Source organism: Catellatospora paridis, from assembly GCF_009720365.1.
Classification (GTDB): domain Bacteria; phylum Actinomycetota; class Actinomycetes; order Mycobacteriales; family Micromonosporaceae; genus Catellatospora; species Catellatospora paridis.
In genome coordinates, this window is the sequence record NZ_ML769313.1 from 296,591 (window position 1) to 315,471 (window position 18,881).

Genomic DNA, 18,881 nt, shown 5'->3' on the forward strand with positions numbered 1-18,881 from the left:
TTTTTTGGGGGTTGTCCCCCCCCCCCCCCCGGGCCCCCCCCCCCCCCGCGCCCCCCCCCCCCCCGGCACGGGACTCCACCCGCCGCCGTCGGCGCGCGCCCACTCCGGCGGCGATCAGCCTGCAGTGGTGGCGGCGTGGTGGTCGCTGATGACTTTGCGGAGCGCGGGCAGTGCGGGCCCGGCCTGGCCGGCCAGCTGTTCGATGCGCTGCTTGCGCTCGCGGGCCTGCCTGCGACTGATCGCGATCCTGATCTCCCCGAGCGCGGCGAGCGCCGTCAGCGCCCCCTCCTGCGGGTGGGCGCTGCCTGCGCCGAGCGTGTGGGACACCGTCGACCGCAGCTCGCTGACCAGCCGATGGCTGTGCACCTTGACCCGGGTCGCGGGGAAGAGACCGAGCCACCGGTAGCGCTCGGTGCTGATGAGGCGGGCCTCGGCCAGCCGCTGCTGCACCGCGCGGAACATCGGGGTCTGCGCGCGGTGCACCCAGTGCTTCCAGCTCTTGAGCTTGGGTGCGGCGGCGAGGTCGCGGAGCACGTCGGCGAGCAGGGGGTCGGCGACGCCGACGCCGGTCGGCTTGGCCTTGCCGTCCGCATCGGACAGCGCGCCGAGCTGGAGGAGCTCGGTCAGCGCCGCGGCGCGCAGGACATATCCGAGGTAGCCGTTGCAGGTGAGCTTGTGCTTCTCGGTGTTGTAGGCCAGCAGGTAGACCTGTGAGGTGAGCTCCATGTCTGCCTCTTTCAGTCTGGATCCTTGGGGGGACGACCGCGCCGCCTCGGCTCGCCGACTCCACCGGGCAGCCTGCCGTCGCGGGCCAGCGACTGGCGCAGCAGGAACTCGATCTGCGCGTTGACGCTGCGCAGATCGTCTGCCGCCCACCTGGCCAGCGCGTCGTGCACGGCGGGGTCGAGCCGCAGCAACAACTGCTTCCGCTCACCCGCCATGGAGCTAGCATAGTGATATCTATTTTCTGGGCGCAAGTAGGCCCGTGCGGAGACCGGAGGAAACGTCAGGCGACCTGGTACGGGTACGCGACGCCGGGCGGGTCCTCGCCCACCCGGCCGTCGACGGCCTCCCGGATGAGGTCGGCGTGGCCCGTGTGCCGGGCATACTCCTCGATCATGTCGACCAGCAGCCGTCGCAGGGTGAGCAGGCTGCCGTCGGGCGCGGTGTACACGGTGTCGACGCCGGTGGTCAGCAGCACGTCGGTCACCGCTCGCCGGGACCGGTCGATGGCCTGTTCCCACAGGGCGTACAGCGCTGCGGCATCGTCGTCGGCAGCGGACCGCCATTCCCAGCCGGGCTCGGCGACGCGTTCCATGTCCTGCCACGGCTGCGGCAGCTCGGCCCCGGCCAGGTCGCCCGTGAAGTTGACGTCCTCCAGGTAGGCGAGATGCTTGAGCAGCCCGCCGAGGGTCATCGTCGAGGTGCCCACGCTCATCCGCAGGCCCGCCTCGTCCAGGTCGGCGCACTTCCACGCGAACGTGGCACGCTGCCTCTCCAGGGAGCCCAGCAGGGTCTCGGCCTCGCCGGCGATGGCCGGCGGCTCGGGGAATCCCACCACGTCGACATGCGTCATGGCAGGGGCCTACCCAGCGGCACGGTCGCCGAATCGCCGTCCCGATCGAGCCTTGCGGCGTGCGCCGCTCATCCCGTGCCGTGCGGCCCGGAGGTGCGGCGCAGTCCGGGGTGTACGCCGCGCGGGTAGCCGCTGTGTTCGGCCAGGCGCTGCAGCAGGGCGAGCAGCTGCCGCCGTTCGCCGCCGTCCAGGCCGGTCAGCAGTTCCTCCTCCTCGGCGTCGGCGATGGCGACGGCTTCGGGCAGCAGGGTGCGGGCCGCGTCGGTCAGGTGGATCGCATGGGCCCGCCGGTCGGCGGGATGGCGCCGGCGTTCGGCGAGCCCGCGCTGTTCGAGGTCGTCGAGCAGCCCGACCATCACCTTGCGGTGGATGCCGAGCGCCTCGGCGAGCTGCTGCTGAGTCCGGCCCTCGCCCTGGGCGAGGTGCATGAGCAGGCCGAAGTGACTGGGCTGGATGCCCAGCGGGGCCAGGCGATCGGTGAACCGCGCCGCGGTGTGGAAGCCCAGCTGCGACAGCAGGAAGTTGGTCCGCTCGCCCAGCGGTCGGTTCGAAGGCCCTGGCACCGAAGTATTGTACGTCCGCGAAATTGTCCTGTACGGTAACAATCACCGAGACTCCTCATTTCCGGAAGGGCACCAGATGAAACTGACGGTCTTCGGAGCCACCGGCGGCATCGGCGGGCACATCGTGCGCCAGTCCCTGGACGCCGGACACTCGGTGACCGCCGTCGTCCGCAGCTCTGCCCACTTCGACCTGCGGCACCCCGCCCTGGAGGTGGCGACGGTCCCCGGTCTGACCGACCCTGAACTCGTGCTACCCGCATTGACGGGCAGCGACGCGGTCCTGTCGGGCGTCGGCGCGCGCGGCCGCAAAGCCGGCACCGTGGCCTCCGACGCGACGCGCGGCATCCTCGCCGCCATGGCAGACAGCGGGGTACGGCGCTTCGTGGCCGTAAGCGCGGCCCCGCTCGCCCCGCCGCCCGAGGGCGAGGGATTCTTCAGCCGCCGCATCCTGCTGCCGCTGATCCGTGCCGCCTTCAAGGACGTCTACCGGGACCTGGCGGTGATGGAGGGGCTGATCCTGCAGAGTGCGACCGAGTGGACGGTGGTCCGGCCGCCCAAGCTCGTCAACAAGCCGGTGACCGGCCGCTACCGCACGGCCGTCGGCGGGAACGTGGTCGGGGGCCACACGATCTCCCGCGCCGACGTGGCACACGCCATGCTGGCCGCGCTGGACGACCCCGCGACCATCGGGCAGGGCGTCGGCGTCGCGTACTGAAACCTGCCGTGCGCGCGGGCGACGGCCGGCGGGGCGTGCGCCGTCACCCAACGGCTGCCGTCCGGGTTGACTGACTGTCACAGGCGGCACGGGAGGATCGGGGCACCATGCGTTTGAGCATCCGCAACCAGTTCGACGGCGAGGTCATCGACATCGCCCGCGGCAAGGCGATGGCGACGGTGAAGGTCCGGCTCGCGGAACGGACGGCCATCACCTCCGCGATCACCGTGGAAGCGCTGGACGACCTCGGGCTCACCATCGGCCGACCGGCCACCGTCCTGATCAAGTCGACCGAGGTGGCGGTGGGGGTCGGCCCGATCGGGCTCGTCAGCATCCGCAACCAGATCCCGGCCACGGTCGTCGGCGTGGAGCACGGCGCGGTGATGACGACCGTGAAGCTGAGCATGGAGGACGGCCGCGCGCTGACCGCCGCGGTCACCCGGGAGGCGGCCGAGGACCTCGGGCTGGCCGACGGGGACGCGGTGACCGCGCTGGTGAAGTCGACCGATGTGAGCGTGGCGGCCCCGTGACCGCGGGACGGTATGCCGATCGCGGCGCACGGCCTGCGGGGCAAGGGGCGGCAACCACGCGAGGGTGGCCCCGCCCCTTGCCCCGCAGGCCGTGTGACGTCGCCGGTCAGCAGGCCGCCGTGGGATCGCCGACCTGGCCGGCGTAGGTGCCGACCGTGTCGCCGCCGACGTTGTCGCGCATGGTGTTGCCGCAGATCCGTCCGTGCGGGCCGAACTCCTGGACCTTGATTCCGCCGCGCGCGTTGTCGGTGATGGTGTTGGCGTAGACGGCGTTGCCGACGGCGTCGCCGGGCAGGTCTCCGCCGATGCGCACGCCGGCGGCGGCGTTGTGGTGGATCAGGTTGCCGCGGATGCTGTTGTGGGAACCGCGCGACTCGATCGCGCCGGAGTTGCCGTTGCGTGCCGCCTGCCCGGTGCAGGTGTTGAACGCGACGTCGTTGTGGCTGGAGCCCTCCTTGATGTCGACGCACTCGGCCCCACGGGTGTCGAAGACGTTGCCGTAGACGCGGTTGCCGTCGCTGGCGTCGGGCTCGGGGGAGGGGTTGAGGTAGGTCTGCTCGGGCGCGGTGCCGATGTAGACGCCTTCGCCGTTCTGCCCGGTGGTGGTGTTGGGGACCTGGAAGTCGTGGATCCCGCACGGGCCGATCCGGTTGCCCGCGACGAGGGAGCCGGTGGCGAAGTACTTCATGCGCAGGCACTCCCCGCCGAGGTTGGTCAGCCGCATGCCCAGGATGCGGGTGCCGGACACGCCGTCGCCGGCGACCAGGCTCACCACGTAGATGGCCTTGTCGCGGTAGCAGGCCTCGACGAGTTCGGCGCAGACCTTGCCGTCGATGGTGAAGCCGCTGAGGGTGGTGTCGTCGTGGTGGATCTGGAACACCCGTGACGACGTCCCGGCGCCCTGCAGGATCGCGGTGGCCGGGCCGGTGACGGTGACCCCCGGCCGCACGGTCGAGACGTCCTCGGCGTACACGCCGGGGCGCAGCATGATCGTGGCGCCCGACGCCGCCGCGTCGATCGCGGCGCGCAGCGTCCGGTACGGGTGGGTGAAGCTCCCGGCTGCGGCATCATCGACGCCGCGCACCGGGTCGACGTGCAACACCTCGGCGAAGGTCGACGCGGACACGAGCGCGGGCAGCAGCGACAGCGAGACGGTCAGCGCCACCGCCGCGGCGCGCGGTATGGCGGAACGCAGAGACATGCAAGCACCTTTCGGGGAAAGGCGCCCTCACCCGAGCTGTTCTTGGGCGCATGGCACCGCGGACACCGGTGCCGTACGTAAGCGGTGTGACGTTAGAGCGCCACGGTCCTCATTGTCAACGGATCAAGCGCCGTCGGAGGGCCATGACACCTCATGTCGGTAGATCGTCGCACCGAACACATCGCGCTGCCGGCGGTGGTGGCCTGGCACCGGGCCTGGTCCTTGACCTCGCCCCTACGCAGGAGCTATGTGGAGTATGGACGCACCGTCCACATGTCGGCCGCGTTTCAGTGGTGTGGCCGGGTATTGACAGCCTTCTGGTCCCCGTCTAGCTTCTGGGGCATCGATACACCACTGCATCGATACACCGGACGATCCGTCGAACCCGAGCAGACGAGTCGTCCGGCCCTGGCCGGCGACCTGCCGCCATGCCTGTTCCTCCACCGCGCCATGACCGGCAAAGGAACCGCGTTCATACCCCTCCGACGAAAGAGGCGCACATGAACCGAACACCGCGACGCCGCACCCTCCGCCCCGCCACGCTGGCCGCCACCGCGGCCGCGGCCCTGCTCGCCAGCCTGATGTCCGCGCCGCCCGCGCTGGCCGCGACCCCGCTGACCGTCTCGGCGATCACGGCCAGCGGCGACGACGGCAACGTGCCCGCCAACACCGTCGACAACAACCTGTCGACCCGCTGGTCCGACGAAGGCGACGGGGTCTGGATCCGCTACGACCTCGGCTCCAGCCAGACCGTCGGCTGGATCGCGCTGGGCTGGCACCGCGGCAACGAGCGTCCCTTCACCTTCGACGTCCAGACGTCCACCGACGGCTCGTCGTGGAGCACCGCCATCGGCGGCCGCACCTCCTCCGGCACCACCACCGCCCAGGAGGAGTACGACTTCTCCGACCGCACCGCCCGCTACGTGCGCGTCGTCGGCCACGGCAACACCGTCAACGAGTGGACCAGCATCACCGAGACCGACATCTACGGCGCGGGCTCGCCCGGCGGCGGCGGGGGAGGCAACTGCGCCTACCCGGCGCAGGTCCTCAACCTGACCAACTGGAAGGAGACCCTGCCGACCGGCTCGTCGGAGAGCCCGACCGAGATCAAGCAGCCGGCGCTGAACACGTTCGCCGTCGACCCCTGGTTCAAGGTCAACGCCAGTTGTGACGGCGTGCAGTTCCGCTCCGCCGTCAACGGCGTCACCACCAGCGGATCCGGCTACCCCCGCTCCGAACTGCGCGAGATGACCAACAACGGCACGAGCAACGCCGCCTGGTCGTCCACCTCAGGCACACACACCCTGGTCATCAGCCAGGCGGTCACCAACCTCCCGGCGACCAAGCCGCACGTCGTCGCCGGGCAGATCCACGACTCCGAGGACGACGTGACCGTCTTCCGGCTCGAGGGCAGCAGCCTCTACCTCACCAACGGTGACGACACCCACTACAAGCTCATCACCAGCAGCTACCAGCTCGGCACCCGCTTCGAGGCCAAGTTCGTCGTCAGCGGCGGCCAGGTCAAGGCCTACTACAACGGGACCCTGCAGGCCACGCTGAGCAAGAGCTTCTCCGGCGCCTACTTCAAGGCCGGCGCCTACACCCAGGCGAACTGCACGAACTCCTCGCCCTGCAGCAGCAGCAACTACGGGCAGGTCGTCATCTACAGCGTCACCGTCAGCCACTCGTAACCGGCGCTGAACGGCTCGCGGTGGCGAAGGCGCCCGGCCTTCGCCACCGCCGCCGGGGCAGACGTGGCGCGGCTACGCGGCGTCGTCGGTCCGGTCGGGCACGGTCTGGGCCGGCGTCGCGCCCATCGGGACGTTGCGCAGGCTGAGCACGAAGATCAGCGCCACGCCCACCACCAGCGCGATGTCCGCCACGTTGCCCACGAACGGGCCGTAGTCGATGAAGTCCACCACGTGCCCCCGCGCGAACCCGGGCTCGCGGAACAGCCGGTCCAGCAGGTGGGTGGCCGCTCCGCCGAGCATCAGCCCGAACCCGATGGCCCAGGCCCGCGACGCCACCCGGCGGGCGATGTAGAGGATCGCCACGACGGCCGCCGCGGCGAACAGGGTCAGCACCCAGGTGTATTCAGTGCCGATCGAGAACGCGGCACCCGGGTTGTAGGTGAGCCGAAGTCGGAGCAGCTCGCCGATGACGTTGATCGGCGCCCGGCCGGCCAGCCCCACCGCCCACCACTTGGTCAGCTGGTCGACGGCCACCACCCCGGCGGCCAGGGCGAGCACCATCACGAACAACCGCGACGTCCGACTCGGCGACGCTGTCCGGTCACCCGCTGGCTGGCCCATCTGATCTCCCTGTCCCCGGTGTCCGTGGCTGTGACGTGCGGGTTGCCACCCTAGCCCACCGCCGAGGGCGGCTGATTTCGGTTGCGGTGAGCACGAAGGCAGGCGACGCTACCGGGATGCTGCTGCGCCTTGCCGCGCGAGAGGATCTTGGCGACCTGCTGGACGTGCAACAGGAGGGCGCGCAGCGGGCGCTCGCGCGCATCTTCCCGCAGGACGCCTACCCGTTCCCGCGAGACGAGATCTTCGCCCGCTGGGCCGCGGAGATCGCCGATCCGGGCATCGAGGCCTACGTCATCGAGCATGCAGGACGGGTCAGCGGATTCGCCGCCACCCGAGGTGACGAACTGCTGCACTTCGGCACCGCCGTGGACACATGGGGGACGGGACTGGCGGTCGCCGCCCACGACGAGATCCTCCAGCGCCTGGCCGCCTCCGGTGTCAGCCTGGCTCGGCTGCGCGTCTTCGAGGAGAACCACCGGGCGATCCGCTTCTACGAGAAACTCGGCTGGCAGCGGACGGTGGCACGCACCAGAACGTCCTTCCCGCCGCACCCGGTGCTGCTGGGCTACCAGCGCCGATGCTGAATCGGCCCGGTGCGGCTCCCGCCGGGCTGACCCGGACGTTTCTGCCGTGCCTGGCGACGCTACCGGGCAAGCCCCGACGGCACCAACGCCTTTTGCCGGCAGGTCTCAGCGTGCCGGGCCGGTGGAGGCGCGCACGATCAGTTCCGGGCGTACCAGCATGGAGTGACCCACCGCCGCCTCGCCGGTGAGGCGTTCACGCAGCTGGGAGAAGGCTTCGGCGGCCATGTCGGCCAGCGGCTGGCGCACCGTGGTCAGCGCCGGCGAGGCCAGGTCGGCCAGCACGATGTCGTCGAAGCCCACCACCGAGATGTCCCGGCCGACCTCCAGCCCGGCGTCGCGGATGCCCGCGCTGATGCCCAGGGCGCACATGTCGTTGATGGCGACGATCGCGGTCGGCCGCCGGTCACCGGCGAGCAGGTCGCGTACCGCGGTGCGGCCCAGCCCGGCGACGTCCAGGTCGCCGTAGGGCTCCTCGGAGGCGCCCGACCAGACGATGGCCTGCTGCGGGTCGAGGCCGGCGTCGGTGAGCGCGTCGGTGAAGCCGCGGTAGCGCTCGCGGCGGTTGACGCTGCGCACGGAGCCGGACACGAACGCGATGCGCTCGTGGCCGAGTTCCAGCAGGTGGCGGGTGGCCAGCTGGGCGCCGATGACGTTGTCGACGCTGATGTTGACCAGTGACGGCGGGTCGCCGGCCTGGGCGGTGCGGTCGAACGCGACCAGGCTGAGTCCCTGGTGCACCAGCGGCATGACGTGTTCGAGGGACGGCAGCGAGGAGCACAGCACGATGCCGCGGATGCCGTCGGACCACAGCTCCTCGATGTAGCGCCGCTCGCGGGCGGGGTCGCGCTCGCTGTTGCACAGCAGCACGTGGTAGCCCTCGGCCAGGGCGGCGTGCTCGAGGTGGCGGGCGAAGGTGCCCCAGAACGGGTTGGCGACCGACGGCACGACCAGGCCGATGACCTGGATGCGGCCGGTGCGCAGCTGGCGGGCGGCGCGGTTGGGGCGGTAGCCGAGCTGGCTGATGGCCTCTTCGACGCGTTTGCGGGTCTGCGGCAGCATCCGGCCGGGGCGGCCGTTGAGCAGGTTGGACACGGTGCTGGGGGACACGCCGGCGGCCTCGGCCACTTGGTAGATCGTCACACCGGACACGTGCTGCCTCCATTTTGCTGAGCCTCGGGCTGCCGGCCCGGAGTGAACGTAGTGTACCGGCGTACTGCTCCAGCACCAGATGCTGGATGTGGCTGTTTCCTTTATATGAACGTGATGTCACGGGTCCGTTGACAAGGAAGAGGCTCGGTCCTAGGTTAAGTGCACCGTTGCACCAGTAAATCGATGCATGAATGCTGCCCGGCCTTCTGGCCGGCGGCTTGTAGGGCCCGCCCGGCGGGCCTGGCTCGGGCACCATCCCCTGAACCCACCTGCACGGCGGCATCGATGCCGCGGAAGGCGAGTTTGCACATGGCTTCGCAGACAACAGCGGTAACCCGTCGCACCGTCCTGAGTGCGGCCTTCGGCCTGGGCGTGGCGGCCGCGGCCGGCTGCGGCGGCCCCGCGCCGAGCAGTTCGACCGACACCGGCGAGGCGTCCGGCGCGATCCGGCTGCTCACCCCCATCTTCGAAGGCGCCGAAGGCCAGAAGACCCTGGAAGGCCTGCTGGCGACCTTCAAGCAGAAGTACCCCAAGGTCACCGTCGAGGTCGACTACACGACCTACGCCAAGCTGAACGAGAAGCTGACCACTTCGATCGCCGGCGGCCGGCCGTACGACGTGATGCTCATGGGTGTCGGCTGGATCCCGCCGTTCGCCGCCAAGGGCGTGCTGGCCGACCTCGGCGAGAACGCCGACGCGCTGACCTCCCGGTTCAACAAGCGCGTGGTCGACCCGGGTGTCTACCAGGGCAAGGTCTACGCGCTGCCGATCATGCTGGACACCCGATTCGGCATCTACCGCAAGGACATCTTCGCCGAGGCAGGGCTGTCCGCGGCGCCGAAGAACTTCGACGAGCTGCGCGACATGGGCCGCAAGCTGACCAAGCGGGAGGGCGGCAAGCTCGTCCGCGCGGGTGTGGACATCCTGTCCAACGACCTGCGCCAGACGTTCCTGCCGCTGATGTGGGCCAACGGCGGCGAGCTGTTCACCCCCGACGGCAAGGTCGCCTTCAACTCCCCGGCGTCGGTCGCCGCACTGCAGCTCATGACCGACATCATCGTGACCGACAAGACCGAGGACTTCGGCTACACCCAGCCCGGCGCCGCCACCGGCATCCCGCTGGTGCAGGGCCGGGCGGCGATGATGGTCGGCCACAACAACGTCTGGCTCGAGATCGAGAAGAACGCCCCCGACCTGGTCAAGGACTCCAAGATCGGCTTCTTCCCGATCGCCAACACCCGGGCCGCCATGTTCCAGGGCGGCACCCTGGGCACCGTCGCCGCCAAGTCGCAGCACCCTGCCGCGGCCAAGGCCCTGGTGCAGTTCCTCGCCGACAGCGACGCCGCGCTGGCCGCCTGCCGGCAGCGCGGCAACGTGCCCGCGCTCAAGGCGCTGGAGAGCAGCGAATACGTCAAGGCCAACCCGTCGGTGCAGTTCGCGATGGGCAACCTGGACTCCGCCTTCTCCGAGGGCGGCGTGCCGGCCTGGCTGGAGATCCGCGGCGACTTCAAGGCCGCCATCGAGTCGGCGCTGCTGGGCAAGAAGTCCCCGCAGCAGGCCCTCGACGAGCTCGCCGCGAAGGCGACCCAGGTGATGGCGCGCTCCTGACGCCGTTCGGATCCTGCTGATCCGCCGCGGGCACGGCGCCCCGACTGCCGTGCCCGCGGCCGCAATCTGGAAGGAGAACCGGTGACGGTGACCTCGCTGCCGGCCAAGGCGCCCGCGGCCGGTGCCCCGGCCGGCCCCACCCGCCCGCGCCGTCGGCGCCGCCTGGGCTACGAACGCAGGCGTGCCGCCTGGCTCATGCTCACCCCGGCACTGATCCACCTGACCTGGTGGATCGGCATCCCCGTGCTGGCCACCTTCGTGCTGGCCTTCACCCACTACGACGTGCTCGCCGGCACGATCACCTGGGCGGGCCTGGACAACTTTACGGAGATCTTCGCGGACGAGACCTGGAACACCTCGATCCTGCACACCGTCGTCTACACCTTCTTCACCGTCCCGGTGGCGATGGCGCTGGCAGTGGTCATCGCGGTGCTGCTCAACGCGAAGATGCGCGCGCGAGCCTGGTATCGCGCGGCGTTCTTCCTGCCGCACATCACCGCCACGGTGGCGATCGCGCTGGTCTGGATGTGGATGTTCGAGCCGAACATCGGCCTGTTCAACGCGGTACTGGCCATGTTCGGGGTGAACGGCCCGGCGTGGCTGTCCGACCCGGCCTTCGCGATGGCCGCGGTGATCGTGGTGAGCGTGTGGAAGGGCGTCGGCCTGAAGATGCTGATCTACCTGGCCGCACTGCAGAGCATCCCGCCGGAGACGTACGAGGCGGCCGACCTCGACGGGGCGTCCGGGCCGCGCCGGTTCTGGTCGATCACGCTGCCGCTGCTCAAACCGGCCACGTTCTTCGTCTTCGTGGTGTCGATGATCGACGCGTTCCAGGTCTTCGACCAGGTTTACGTGCTCACCCCCGACGGTGGGCCGGCCAACGCCACCACGGTGATGACCTTCGAGATCTACCGGACCGCGTTCAGCGAGTTCCGCATCTCGACCGCGTGCGCGCAGAGCCTGGTGCTGTTCGCGTTCCTGCTGGTGCTGACCGTGATCAGCAGGCGTCTGACGGGAAAGGACGACGATGCGCGTTAAACCCTCGCGGGTGCTGCTGCACCTGATCCTGGCAATCGGCGCGCTGATCATGATCGTGCCGTTCGCCTGGATGCTGATCTCGTCGCTGAAGAGCCACGCCGAGATCTCCGCCTACCCGCCGGTGATCTGGCCGACCGAGTGGGTGTGGTCCAACTACCCCAACGCCATGGGGTTCGCTCCGTTCGGCACGTACTTCCGCAACAGCCTGCTCATCGCCGTCGGGCACACCGTCATCAACCTCGCGCTGGCCACCATGGCCGGTTACGCGTTGGCGCGGGTGCCGTTCCGCGGCAGGTCGCTGATCTTCATGGCGATTCTCGCCACGATGATGATCCCGACGTACACCAAGATCGTGCCCCAATACCTGATCGCCAAGGGTATGCCGTTCTTCGGCGGCAACGACTACCTGGGTCGCGGCGGCTTCGGCTGGCTGGATTCGTGGTGGGTGCTGATCGTCCCCGGCGCGCTGACCCCGTTCGCCATCTTCATGTTCCGGCAGTTCTACCTGTCGCTGCCGGCCGAGCTGGAGGAGGCGGCCCGCATCGACGGCATGGGCGAGTTCGCCATCTTCGGCAAGGTGATGACTCCGCTGGTCAAGCCGGCGATCGCCACGGTCGCGCTGATCACGTTCGAGAACAGCTGGAACAACTTCCTGTGGCCGCTGATCGTCACCACCCGCGACGACCTGCGGGTGATCCAGGTCGGGCTGGCCGCGTTCCAGCAGGTCGAGAAGACCGAGTGGGCCTACCTGATGGCCGGGTCCACGCTGGCCACCATCCCGATGATCGTCCTGTTCCTGTTCACCCAGCGTTACTTCGTGCAGGGCTTCGCCACTGCCGGCATCAAGTGAGGAGTCACCACCCCATGTTCGACCTGACCGGCCGCCGCGCCCTGGTCACCGGTGCCGGCCACGGCATCGGCGCCGCCATCGCCCTGTCCCTGGCCCAGGCCGGTGCCGACGTCGCCGTCCACTACGGGCAGTCCGCGACCGGTGCGGCCGAGGTCGTCGCCGAGATCGTCGCGGCCGGCCGCCGCGCCGTCGCGCTGCAGGCCGACGTCACCGACAGCGCCGCCGTCGACCGGCTGGTCGAGGACGCGGCCGCGTTTCTCGGCGGCCTCGACATCGTCGTCTGCAACGCGGGCCACCTCGTCGGGCGGGTGCCCGTCGCCGACATGAGCGACGAGCACTTCGCCCGGGTCGTCGACGTCAACCTCGGCGCGACGTTCCGGACCGTCCGCGCGGCCCTGCCCCACCTGCGCAAGGCCGGCGCCCGCGGCCGGATCATCACCATGTCGTCGCTGGCCGCGCACAACGGCGGCGGCCCTGGCTCGGCCGTGTACGCCGCAGCCAAGGCCGGCATCCGCGGCCTCACCAAGGGCCTGGCCAAGGAACTCGCCGCGGACGGCATCACGGTCAACGCGCTGGCACCCGGCTTCATCGGCGACACCGCGTTCCACAACACGTTCACGCCGCCGCAGGCCCAGCAGAACATCGTCGCCGGGGTGCCGCTCAAGCGCCCGGGTTCCGTCGACGAGGTGGCCGGGGCGGTCGTGTGGCTCAGCTCCGACGCGGCCGGATACACCACCGGGTCCACCGTCGACATCGACGGCGGGGCGTGGTTCCGGTGACCTCGACGGTCGCCTCGCCACCGGCCGTCGTGCTGCCCGAGCAGCGCGGCGGCTGGTGGCACCGCTACGTCTGCCCCGCCCACGGCGTCGAACTCGACCACGTCGGCCTGCTCGGCGGGCAGTTCCCGGCCGACGGCGCGCCTTGCGCGCACGGCTGCCGCATCGACACCCCCGAGGTGCGCGGCGCGTGGACGGTGCTGGCCCACCAGGCTTGCGCCCGTGAGATCCGCCGCCTGGCCCGCACCGGCACATCCGGTGACCGCGCGGCCGCCGTCGACCTGCTGGACCGCTACACCGCACTGTACGAGCAGCTGGGCGCGACCGAGCACGCCGACGCCGACGCGTGGATGCACCGGGGGCACCTGTTCCAGCAGGCCCTCACCGAATCGATCTGGGCGGTGACCATCGGCGAGGCCGCCATGCGCGCCGGCGCCGCCGGACCGCTGCGCCGCACCCTGGCCGCCCGCGCCGCACTCGCCCGCGACACCCTGGTCGCCCAGGACCGGTTCCGCTCCAACTACACCGCCTGGCACCTGGCCGCAGGAGCCGTATGCACCGGTGACCCGGACTGGCTCACCGGCGAGCACGGCGTCTTCAGCCACGTGCTCGCCGCCACCGGACCCGACGGCTGGGAATGGGAGGCCAGCACGTACTACCACGCCTTCGTGCTGCGGGCCTACCTGCTGGCGCTGCGGGCCTGCCCCGAGGTGGCCGTGCCCGGTGACGTCGCGGCGCGGCTGGCCGCGATGGCCCGCACGCTGACCGTGATCGCCCGGCCGGGGCAGCTGCCCGCCCTGCACGACGGCCCGTACCGGCGGCCCGCCTACGACCAGGAACTGGCTGACCTGGCCGAGCTGAGTGCGCAGCTGCTGCCGGCACCCGGGGAACCCGAACCGGTGACCGTGTTCGGCGACGCCGGGTACGCCGTCCTGCGCGGACCCGACCTCACCGCGATCGTCGACTTCGGGCCGCACGGCGGCTCCCACGGACACCGCGACAAGCTCGCCCTCTACCTCTACGGCCCGCACACCCCCTGGCAACCCGACCCCGGCCAGGTCCCCTACGGGCATCCCGGCTGGCGCGAGCACTACGCCTCCACCGCCGCCCACCCCGCGTTCTCCGTCGACGGGCAGGAGCAGGCCGAATGCGCCGGCCTGCTCGTCCGCGCCGACGCACACGGCGTAGAGGTCGGCTGCGACAGCGCATACCCCGGCGTGACCGCGACCCGGCGGCTCACCCTGCACGACGGCAGCCTCATCGACGAGCTGACCGTGCGCACCGATCGGCCCCGCCGGATCGCCCTGCACCTGCGCCCCGACACCGACCTGCGGGTACAGGCCGTCGGCGACGCCGTCACCACCGTCTGGGACGGCGTGCAGATGCTGCGCGGCACGCACACCGCGGACACGGCCGCGTTCTTCACCGCCCGGCCCGGCCCCGGCCCGGCCGACGACCCGCAACGTTGCCGCACCCACGTGGACTGGACCGCCCACGACGCCACCGAGGTCACCTTCCGCTCGGTGTACCGCACCATCCCGCAGGACAGGAGCTGACCATGCTGCTCATCGCCGACCGTCTCGACCAGTTGCGCGCATCGCTGTCCACCACTCACCGAGAGCAGTGGCGGCGACTCTACGAGCAGTGCGAGTGGTACCGGCTGCAGCACCCGCCCGCCGAGCACCCCACGGCCAGCATCACCTACTTCGGCCCCGCCGCGGCCAACCTGGCCCTGGCGTACCGGCTCACCGGCCAGCGCGGCTACCTCGACGAGGCGTGGCGCTGGATCTCCACCTGCGTGGCGTACCCGCACTGGGGCAAGGCGAACCTGCCCGACCACGACCTGGACGCGGGCTGGCTGCTGCACGGGCTTTCGCTGGCCTACAGCTGGCTGCGCGAGGACCTCGGCCCCGAACGCGCCGAGCTGCTGCGCGAGAAACTGGAGCTGCAGGGCCAGCGGCTGTACGACTACGCCGTGGCCACCGAGGGCGGCTGGTGGTCGTCGAGCTACTGGCAGAACCACCACTGGATCTGCCACACCGGCCTGGCCGCGGCCGGTTACGTGCTGGACCGTCCGGACTGGACCAAGCGCGCCCGCGCCGGCATGGAGACCGTGCTGGAGCTGATGCCCGCGGACGGCTCCGACTCCGAAGGCGTCGTCTACTGGCGCTACGGCGTGCCGTGGCTGGCCGTCTACGCCGACCTGGTCCAGCACGCCGAAGGCGACGACCTGTGGCAGCACGGCGGCTTCCTGCGCAACACCTTCGACTGGCGGCTCCACCAGTGCGCGCCGGGCTTCGAGGAGAACGTCGACCACGGCGACTGCCACGACCGGCGCAGCGGACACAGCGTCGCGCTCTACTACAAGCTCGCCTCCGCGTACCGCATCGGCGAGGCGCAGTGGCTCGCCGACAAGGTCGCCCGCGAGTTCTTCTGGCGCGAGGCGTACGCGTCCGGGGTCAAGCCCGGCGTGATGGCCGAGGCCTACCTGGAACTGCTGTGGTACGACCCCAGCGTGCCCGCCGTCGACCCGGCCGCGACTACCCCGACCACCGCTTACTTCCCCGACCTCGGGCAGGTCGTCGCCCGCACCGGCTGGCACGACGACGCCACCTTCGTCAGCTTCAAGGCCAGCCCCGGCGGCGGGCACCACGCCTGGGAGACCGCCGAGCGGCTGCGCAACGAGCGGGGCTGGACCACCCTCAACGCCGGCCACCACCACCCCGACGCGGGCGCGTTCGTGCTCGCCTCGCACGGGGCGTTCCTGGCCGTCGACGACGGTTACTGCAACCGCAAACGGGCCGAGTACCACAACACCGTGCTCGTGGACGGCCAGGGCTGGGCCAACGAGGACCGCTACCACATATATAAGGACCTGCCGTTCGAGCACCAGGCCAGGGTCCGCGACGTGCTCGCCGAGGCCGGGTTCGTCCACGCCACCGCCGAGGTCGGCGCGATGTTCGACCGCGGCCTCGGCGTCGTACGCTGCGACCGGACCCTCGTCACGACGCCGCACGGCCGGATCGTGATCCTCGACGAGCTCGCCGCGACCGCGCCCCGCGAATGGACCATGCTGCTGCACAGCGACTGGCCCGCCGCGCAGCTCGACGAATCACGCCTGGTGCTGCGCTCCGGTCCCGGCCAGGCCTGGGTAACCCGGTTCGCCCCGGCCGGTGCGACGCTCACCACCGGGACCACGGTCATCGACGCCAACCCGACCTCGTCCACGCCTAGCCTGCGCATCACCAAGACCCTGCACACGGTACGGGCGACCAGCCCCCGGGTGCCCCGCACCGCGTTCCTCACCGCGCTGGAGCCCACCGCAGCGCTGCAACCGGAACCGGCCCGGGCAGCAGCGCTGCACCAGGGCGTGGCCTTCGGCGACGAGACTGTGCTCGTCGCACCGCTGTCCCGGGAGATCGACGACGCGGGCGTGGTCGCCACCGCGGCCGCGGTGATCATCTCCGGTGACCGGGTGGCCGTCGTCGCCGCGACGAGCGTGATCCGCGACGGCGTCACCCTGCACGCCTCTGCGCAGCCCTGGACGGGTGTGCTGGGATGACCGTCATGACGCCGTCGACCGCCCTGCCCGCCGCTGGCCCGTCGCGGCGGCGCCCGCGGGGGCAGAACTGGTACGGTCTCGCCCTGCGGGCCATGGCTTGGATCGCCTACCCGGCCCTCGCCGGGCTCGCGTTCCTGCTGCTCAGCCTGGCCGTGGTCAGCTGGCTGCCGGCGTACGCCGCGGCCGGGCACGCGCTGCACCGGTGGCGCACCGGCGAGGACGAGCGCTGCTTCACCGGCACGCTGCGCGCCTTCGGCGGCTACTGGCGCGCACTGTGGCGGCACTCGCTGGCCTCCACGCTGGCCTTCGCAGTGCTCGTCGTGAACGTCGTGTTCCTCGCCGGGCAGCCCTCGCCGACGGCGTTCGCGCTGCTGGCCGCGCAGGTCGGGGTGCTGGCCGCGTTCGTGCCGTACCACCTGGCGCTGGCCGCGGCCGCCGCCGTCGACGGCCCGCACGCCGACCGGACGGGCCTGCGCCGCCGCGCGCTGGTGCTGGCGTTCGGGTCGCCGCGGCGAGGACTGCTGCTGCTGGCCGCAGCGGTGGCCGCGCCGCTGGTCGCACTGCCGCTCGCGGTCGGGCCGCTGCTGTTCGGTCCGACGCTGCCGCTGCTGCTCGCCCTGCACCTGGCGGCTCCGCACGAGGACCGCTGACCCGCGGCACGGGTTCTTCACCGCGCGAGCGATGCGCCCGATCGGGCGCATCGCTCGCGCGGTGGTGTCATTCGGCGTCGACGGCCAGCACCCCGCCCTTGGCGACCAGCTCGCCGCTGATCTCCACGAACAGGATCCGCACGTCCTGGCGCCGGGCGCCCAGGATCGCCTCGGCCTGCTCGGTGACCGCCTGTACGAACTGCCGCCGCTGGTCAAGGGTGCGTCCCGCAAGCAGTTCGACGGTGATGTTGGGCATGAGCGACTCCTGGTGATGAGGGGCATGCTGCGGGTCACCGTTCCATCGAAGCGGCTCCACCGCGGATGAGACTTGAGGTCCGCGGGTTGGCGAACAGCCTCACTGCATCGTTGCACCAGTGTTTCGGGACGGCAAGCCCGGACGGGTTCGCCCCGGCTGGCCGTCCGGTGTCTACTCTCGACGCTTGAAGATCATCCTGACCCGGACGTCGGTGTAGCCGTCGAGCAGGAACCAGGCGCCGGACAGCAGCAGCATCAAGCCGCCCAGCAGGGTGACGAGCCAGCCCTGCCCGAGGACTCCGGCCACCGCCGCGGCGATCCCCACCGGGCCCATGACGTAATTCACCGAGCGCAGCGGCGGATGGTTCTCGGCGGCGCTGACCCAGCCCGACGCGAGCGTCACCAGCGCGCCGATCATCAGCGCCGCTGCGGAGGCGTGGACGTCGAAGGCGCCGATGGCCGCCGTCCTCAGCGCCCACAGCGCGGCGCCGAACAAGATCGCGCCCGCAGCGAGTCTCCGGAGCCCCGGCCGGAAGCTGTTGTACCGCGTCACCTTCGGCGGCCGACCGTCTCCCGTCATGCCGCCAAATCTAAGGAGCAGGTCGACATTCGACAATGGAGCAATGATCGATGATCGTGGTAAGGAATCATCGGCGATGACATGGACCGTGTCGACCTGACCGTGGCGGCCGTCAGCTGAACTTCGTCCTGGGGCGTTTCTGCAGGACATCGTCCACAAAGAGGTCGACCTTCTCGTTGTAGAAGGCGACCAGTCCCTCGATCTTCCGGCTCTCGTGCAGCGGCGTGCGATACGACCACACGAGGTCGTCGTGCACGGTGTCGCCGGCCCGCACCGACCAGTATTCCGCCTGGCCCTTGTACGGGCAGTGGGAGACCGTGGCGGTGGGCGCCAGCAGATCGAGCCGGACGTCGGTCTTCGGCAGGTAGTAGCGCGGCGGCAGGCCGGTCTCGAACAGCACCGTCGGCCGGTGCGACTCGGCCACGGTCACCCCGTCGACCTCGACGCGTACGTGCCGCGAGCTGGCGAGGATGTCCACCCGGGTGTGCGGATCGCGCGGGTGGGTGTACACCTCCTCGTCCTCCTCGAACCAGGCGTCCATGGCCGCCCAGTCGAACCGCACGAGATCGCGAAGCTCCTCCACGGGCGAGTGCTCGTAGCGCAGTGCCGCGCCCTCGGCGGTGCGGTCGCCGACCCGCACGGTGTACAGATCGCCCTCACCCAGACCCGGCGACTGGACCGTGCGGCCCGCCGGTTCGAGCAGCCCGCTGCGCACATCGGCGAGCGGGATGTAGTAGGCCGGGTAGTACGGCACCTCCCAGACGAGCACCGGCCTGCTCGTGTCGGCCACGACCTGGCCATTGAAGTACGTGCGCACGCGCTTGGCGCCGTGCTCGATCCGGATGCGGGTAGCCCTGTCGGTGGAAACGCTCATACCAGGATCAACGAGGTGATCCAGGGCCACATTCCTCGGCCGTTCAGCGGCGGGCGCG

Annotated in this window: 21 protein-coding genes; 11 read left to right on the plus strand and 10 right to left on the minus strand. The window is 70.7% G+C overall.

Features of this window, described 5'->3' with window-relative positions:
- Positions 1-114: 114 nt before the first annotated feature.
- The 4 genes from F9C41_RS06275 to F9C41_RS06290 form a co-directional block, all read right to left on the minus strand.
- Complete coding sequence (locus tag F9C41_RS06275; protein ID WP_155385705.1) at positions 115-726, minus strand: GOLPH3/VPS74 family protein; 612 nt, start codon at positions 724-726, stop codon at positions 115-117.
- Between the two features lie 11 nt (positions 727-737).
- Positions 738-941: a type II toxin-antitoxin system antitoxin gene (locus tag F9C41_RS06280; RefSeq protein WP_155385706.1), complete on the minus strand. Its 204-nt coding sequence runs from the start codon at positions 939-941 to the stop codon at positions 738-740.
- Between the two features lie 65 nt (positions 942-1,006).
- On the minus strand, positions 1,007-1,576 hold the full coding sequence (locus F9C41_RS06285; protein ID WP_155385707.1) for a mycothiol transferase: 570 nt from the start codon (positions 1,574-1,576) through the stop codon (positions 1,007-1,009).
- Between the two features lie 68 nt (positions 1,577-1,644).
- Positions 1,645-2,139: a MarR family winged helix-turn-helix transcriptional regulator gene (locus F9C41_RS06290; protein WP_230689356.1), complete on the minus strand. Its 495-nt coding sequence runs from the start codon at positions 2,137-2,139 to the stop codon at positions 1,645-1,647.
- 76 nt (positions 2,140-2,215) lie between these two features.
- Here F9C41_RS06290 and F9C41_RS06295 point away from each other — a divergent pair, with 76 nt between their 5' ends.
- Positions 2,216-2,854: an NAD(P)-dependent oxidoreductase gene (locus tag F9C41_RS06295; RefSeq protein ID WP_155385708.1), complete on the plus strand. Its 639-nt coding sequence runs from the start codon at positions 2,216-2,218 to the stop codon at positions 2,852-2,854.
- A 107-nt stretch (positions 2,855-2,961) separates the two neighbouring features.
- Positions 2,962-3,384: a TOBE domain-containing protein gene (locus F9C41_RS06300; protein ID WP_155385709.1), complete on the plus strand. Its 423-nt coding sequence runs from the start codon at positions 2,962-2,964 to the stop codon at positions 3,382-3,384.
- A gap of 106 nt (positions 3,385-3,490) precedes the next feature.
- Here F9C41_RS06300 and F9C41_RS06305 read toward each other — a convergent pair whose 3' ends face one another.
- Positions 3,491-4,585 carry a right-handed parallel beta-helix repeat-containing protein gene (locus F9C41_RS06305; protein ID WP_155385710.1) on the minus strand — a complete coding sequence of 365 codons (1,095 nt, stop codon included), beginning with the start codon at positions 4,583-4,585 and terminating at the stop codon, positions 3,491-3,493.
- 500 nt (positions 4,586-5,085) lie between these two features.
- On the opposite strand from F9C41_RS06305, the gene F9C41_RS06310 reads away from it, so the two are divergent.
- Positions 5,086-6,276, plus strand: a complete 1,191-nt coding sequence (locus F9C41_RS06310; RefSeq protein ID WP_230689357.1) for a polysaccharide lyase family 7 protein — start codon at positions 5,086-5,088, stop codon at positions 6,274-6,276.
- A gap of 72 nt (positions 6,277-6,348) precedes the next feature.
- On the opposite strand, the gene F9C41_RS06315 is transcribed toward F9C41_RS06310, so the two are convergent.
- Positions 6,349-6,897, minus strand: a complete 549-nt coding sequence (locus F9C41_RS06315) for a signal peptidase II (protein ID WP_230689360.1) — start codon at positions 6,895-6,897, stop codon at positions 6,349-6,351.
- 116 nt (positions 6,898-7,013) lie between these two features.
- Between F9C41_RS06315 and F9C41_RS06320 the strand changes: the two genes are divergently transcribed.
- Positions 7,014-7,481, plus strand: coding sequence for a GNAT family N-acetyltransferase (locus tag F9C41_RS06320; RefSeq protein WP_155385711.1), 468 nt, complete (start codon positions 7,014-7,016; stop codon positions 7,479-7,481).
- Positions 7,482-7,586: 105 nt separating this feature from the next.
- Here F9C41_RS06320 and F9C41_RS06325 read toward each other — a convergent pair whose 3' ends face one another.
- The gene (locus F9C41_RS06325; protein WP_230689361.1) at positions 7,587-8,621 is read right to left on the minus strand and encodes a LacI family DNA-binding transcriptional regulator; all 1,035 of its coding nucleotides are present in this window, start codon (positions 8,619-8,621) and stop codon (positions 7,587-7,589) included.
- 318 nt (positions 8,622-8,939) lie between these two features.
- Here F9C41_RS06325 and F9C41_RS06330 point away from each other — a divergent pair, with 318 nt between their 5' ends.
- The 7 genes from F9C41_RS06330 (at position 8,940) to F9C41_RS06360 (ending at position 17,114) form a co-directional block, all read left to right on the plus strand.
- Entirely contained in the window at positions 8,940-10,238 is a 1,299-nt protein-coding gene (locus F9C41_RS06330; RefSeq protein ID WP_155385713.1) for an ABC transporter substrate-binding protein, read from the plus strand.
- Between the two features lie 81 nt (positions 10,239-10,319).
- Positions 10,320-11,276 (plus strand): carbohydrate ABC transporter permease, encoded by a 957-nt coding sequence (locus F9C41_RS06335; RefSeq protein ID WP_230689362.1) that lies wholly within the window; start codon positions 10,320-10,322, stop codon positions 11,274-11,276.
- Positions 11,266-12,126 (plus strand): carbohydrate ABC transporter permease, encoded by an 861-nt coding sequence (locus F9C41_RS06340; RefSeq protein WP_155385714.1) that lies wholly within the window; start codon positions 11,266-11,268, stop codon positions 12,124-12,126. The genes F9C41_RS06335 and F9C41_RS06340 overlap by 11 nt, the downstream gene beginning before the upstream one ends.
- A gap of 14 nt (positions 12,127-12,140) precedes the next feature.
- Entirely contained in the window at positions 12,141-12,905 is a 765-nt protein-coding gene (locus F9C41_RS06345; RefSeq protein WP_155385715.1) for an SDR family NAD(P)-dependent oxidoreductase, read from the plus strand.
- The gene (locus F9C41_RS06350; protein ID WP_155385716.1) at positions 12,902-14,458 is read left to right on the plus strand and encodes a heparinase II/III domain-containing protein; all 1,557 of its coding nucleotides are present in this window, start codon (positions 12,902-12,904) and stop codon (positions 14,456-14,458) included. The genes F9C41_RS06345 and F9C41_RS06350 overlap by 4 nt, the downstream gene beginning before the upstream one ends.
- A 2-nt stretch (positions 14,459-14,460) precedes the next feature.
- A complete protein-coding gene (locus tag F9C41_RS06355) occupies positions 14,461-16,464 on the plus strand; it encodes a heparinase II/III domain-containing protein (RefSeq protein WP_196279641.1) in 2,004 nt (667 codons plus the stop codon).
- Positions 16,461-17,114, plus strand: a complete 654-nt coding sequence (locus F9C41_RS06360; RefSeq protein WP_230689363.1) for a hypothetical protein — start codon at positions 16,461-16,463, stop codon at positions 17,112-17,114. Before F9C41_RS06355 ends, F9C41_RS06360 begins: the two co-directional genes overlap by 4 nt.
- A gap of 67 nt (positions 17,115-17,181) precedes the next feature.
- Here the strand turns inward: F9C41_RS06360 and F9C41_RS06365 are convergent, their stop codons facing one another.
- The 3 genes from F9C41_RS06365 to F9C41_RS06375 form a co-directional block, all read right to left on the minus strand.
- Positions 17,182-17,370, minus strand: coding sequence for a tautomerase family protein (locus F9C41_RS06365; RefSeq protein ID WP_155385717.1), 189 nt, complete (start codon positions 17,368-17,370; stop codon positions 17,182-17,184).
- Between the two features lie 171 nt (positions 17,371-17,541).
- Positions 17,542-17,985, minus strand: a complete 444-nt coding sequence (locus F9C41_RS06370; RefSeq protein WP_155385718.1) for a hypothetical protein — start codon at positions 17,983-17,985, stop codon at positions 17,542-17,544.
- A 76-nt stretch (positions 17,986-18,061) separates the two neighbouring features.
- A complete protein-coding gene (locus F9C41_RS06375; RefSeq protein WP_155385719.1) occupies positions 18,062-18,823 on the minus strand; it encodes a DUF427 domain-containing protein in 762 nt (253 codons plus the stop codon).
- Between the last annotated feature and the right edge of the window lie 58 nt (positions 18,824-18,881).

Coding starts and splice junctions, on each gene's coding strand:
- F9C41_RS06275 (WP_155385705.1), bottom strand. CDS start 726: ATGGAGCTCACCTCACAGGTCTACCTGCTGGCCTACAACACCGAGAAG.
- F9C41_RS06280 (WP_155385706.1), bottom strand. CDS start 941: ATGGCGGGTGAGCGGAAGCAGTTGTTGCTGCGGCTCGACCCCGCCGTG.
- F9C41_RS06285 (WP_155385707.1), bottom strand. CDS start 1,576: ATGACGCATGTCGACGTGGTGGGATTCCCCGAGCCGCCGGCCATCGCC.
- F9C41_RS06295 (WP_155385708.1), top strand. CDS start 2,216: ATGAAACTGACGGTCTTCGGAGCCACCGGCGGCATCGGCGGGCACATC.
- F9C41_RS06300 (WP_155385709.1), top strand. CDS start 2,962: ATGCGTTTGAGCATCCGCAACCAGTTCGACGGCGAGGTCATCGACATC.
- F9C41_RS06305 (WP_155385710.1), bottom strand. CDS start 4,585: ATGTCTCTGCGTTCCGCCATACCGCGCGCCGCGGCGGTGGCGCTGACC.
- F9C41_RS06310 (WP_230689357.1), top strand. CDS start 5,086: ATGAACCGAACACCGCGACGCCGCACCCTCCGCCCCGCCACGCTGGCC.
- F9C41_RS06315 (WP_230689360.1), bottom strand. CDS start 6,897: ATGGGCCAGCCAGCGGGTGACCGGACAGCGTCGCCGAGTCGGACGTCG.
- F9C41_RS06320 (WP_155385711.1), top strand. CDS start 7,014: ATGCTGCTGCGCCTTGCCGCGCGAGAGGATCTTGGCGACCTGCTGGAC.
- F9C41_RS06330 (WP_155385713.1), top strand. CDS start 8,940: ATGGCTTCGCAGACAACAGCGGTAACCCGTCGCACCGTCCTGAGTGCG.
- F9C41_RS06340 (WP_155385714.1), top strand. CDS start 11,266: ATGCGCGTTAAACCCTCGCGGGTGCTGCTGCACCTGATCCTGGCAATC.
- F9C41_RS06345 (WP_155385715.1), top strand. CDS start 12,141: ATGTTCGACCTGACCGGCCGCCGCGCCCTGGTCACCGGTGCCGGCCAC.
- F9C41_RS06355 (WP_196279641.1), top strand. CDS start 14,461: ATGCTGCTCATCGCCGACCGTCTCGACCAGTTGCGCGCATCGCTGTCC.
- F9C41_RS06360 (WP_230689363.1), top strand. CDS start 16,461: ATGACCGTCATGACGCCGTCGACCGCCCTGCCCGCCGCTGGCCCGTCG.
- F9C41_RS06365 (WP_155385717.1), bottom strand. CDS start 17,370: ATGCCCAACATCACCGTCGAACTGCTTGCGGGACGCACCCTTGACCAG.
- F9C41_RS06375 (WP_155385719.1), bottom strand. CDS start 18,823: ATGAGCGTTTCCACCGACAGGGCTACCCGCATCCGGATCGAGCACGGC.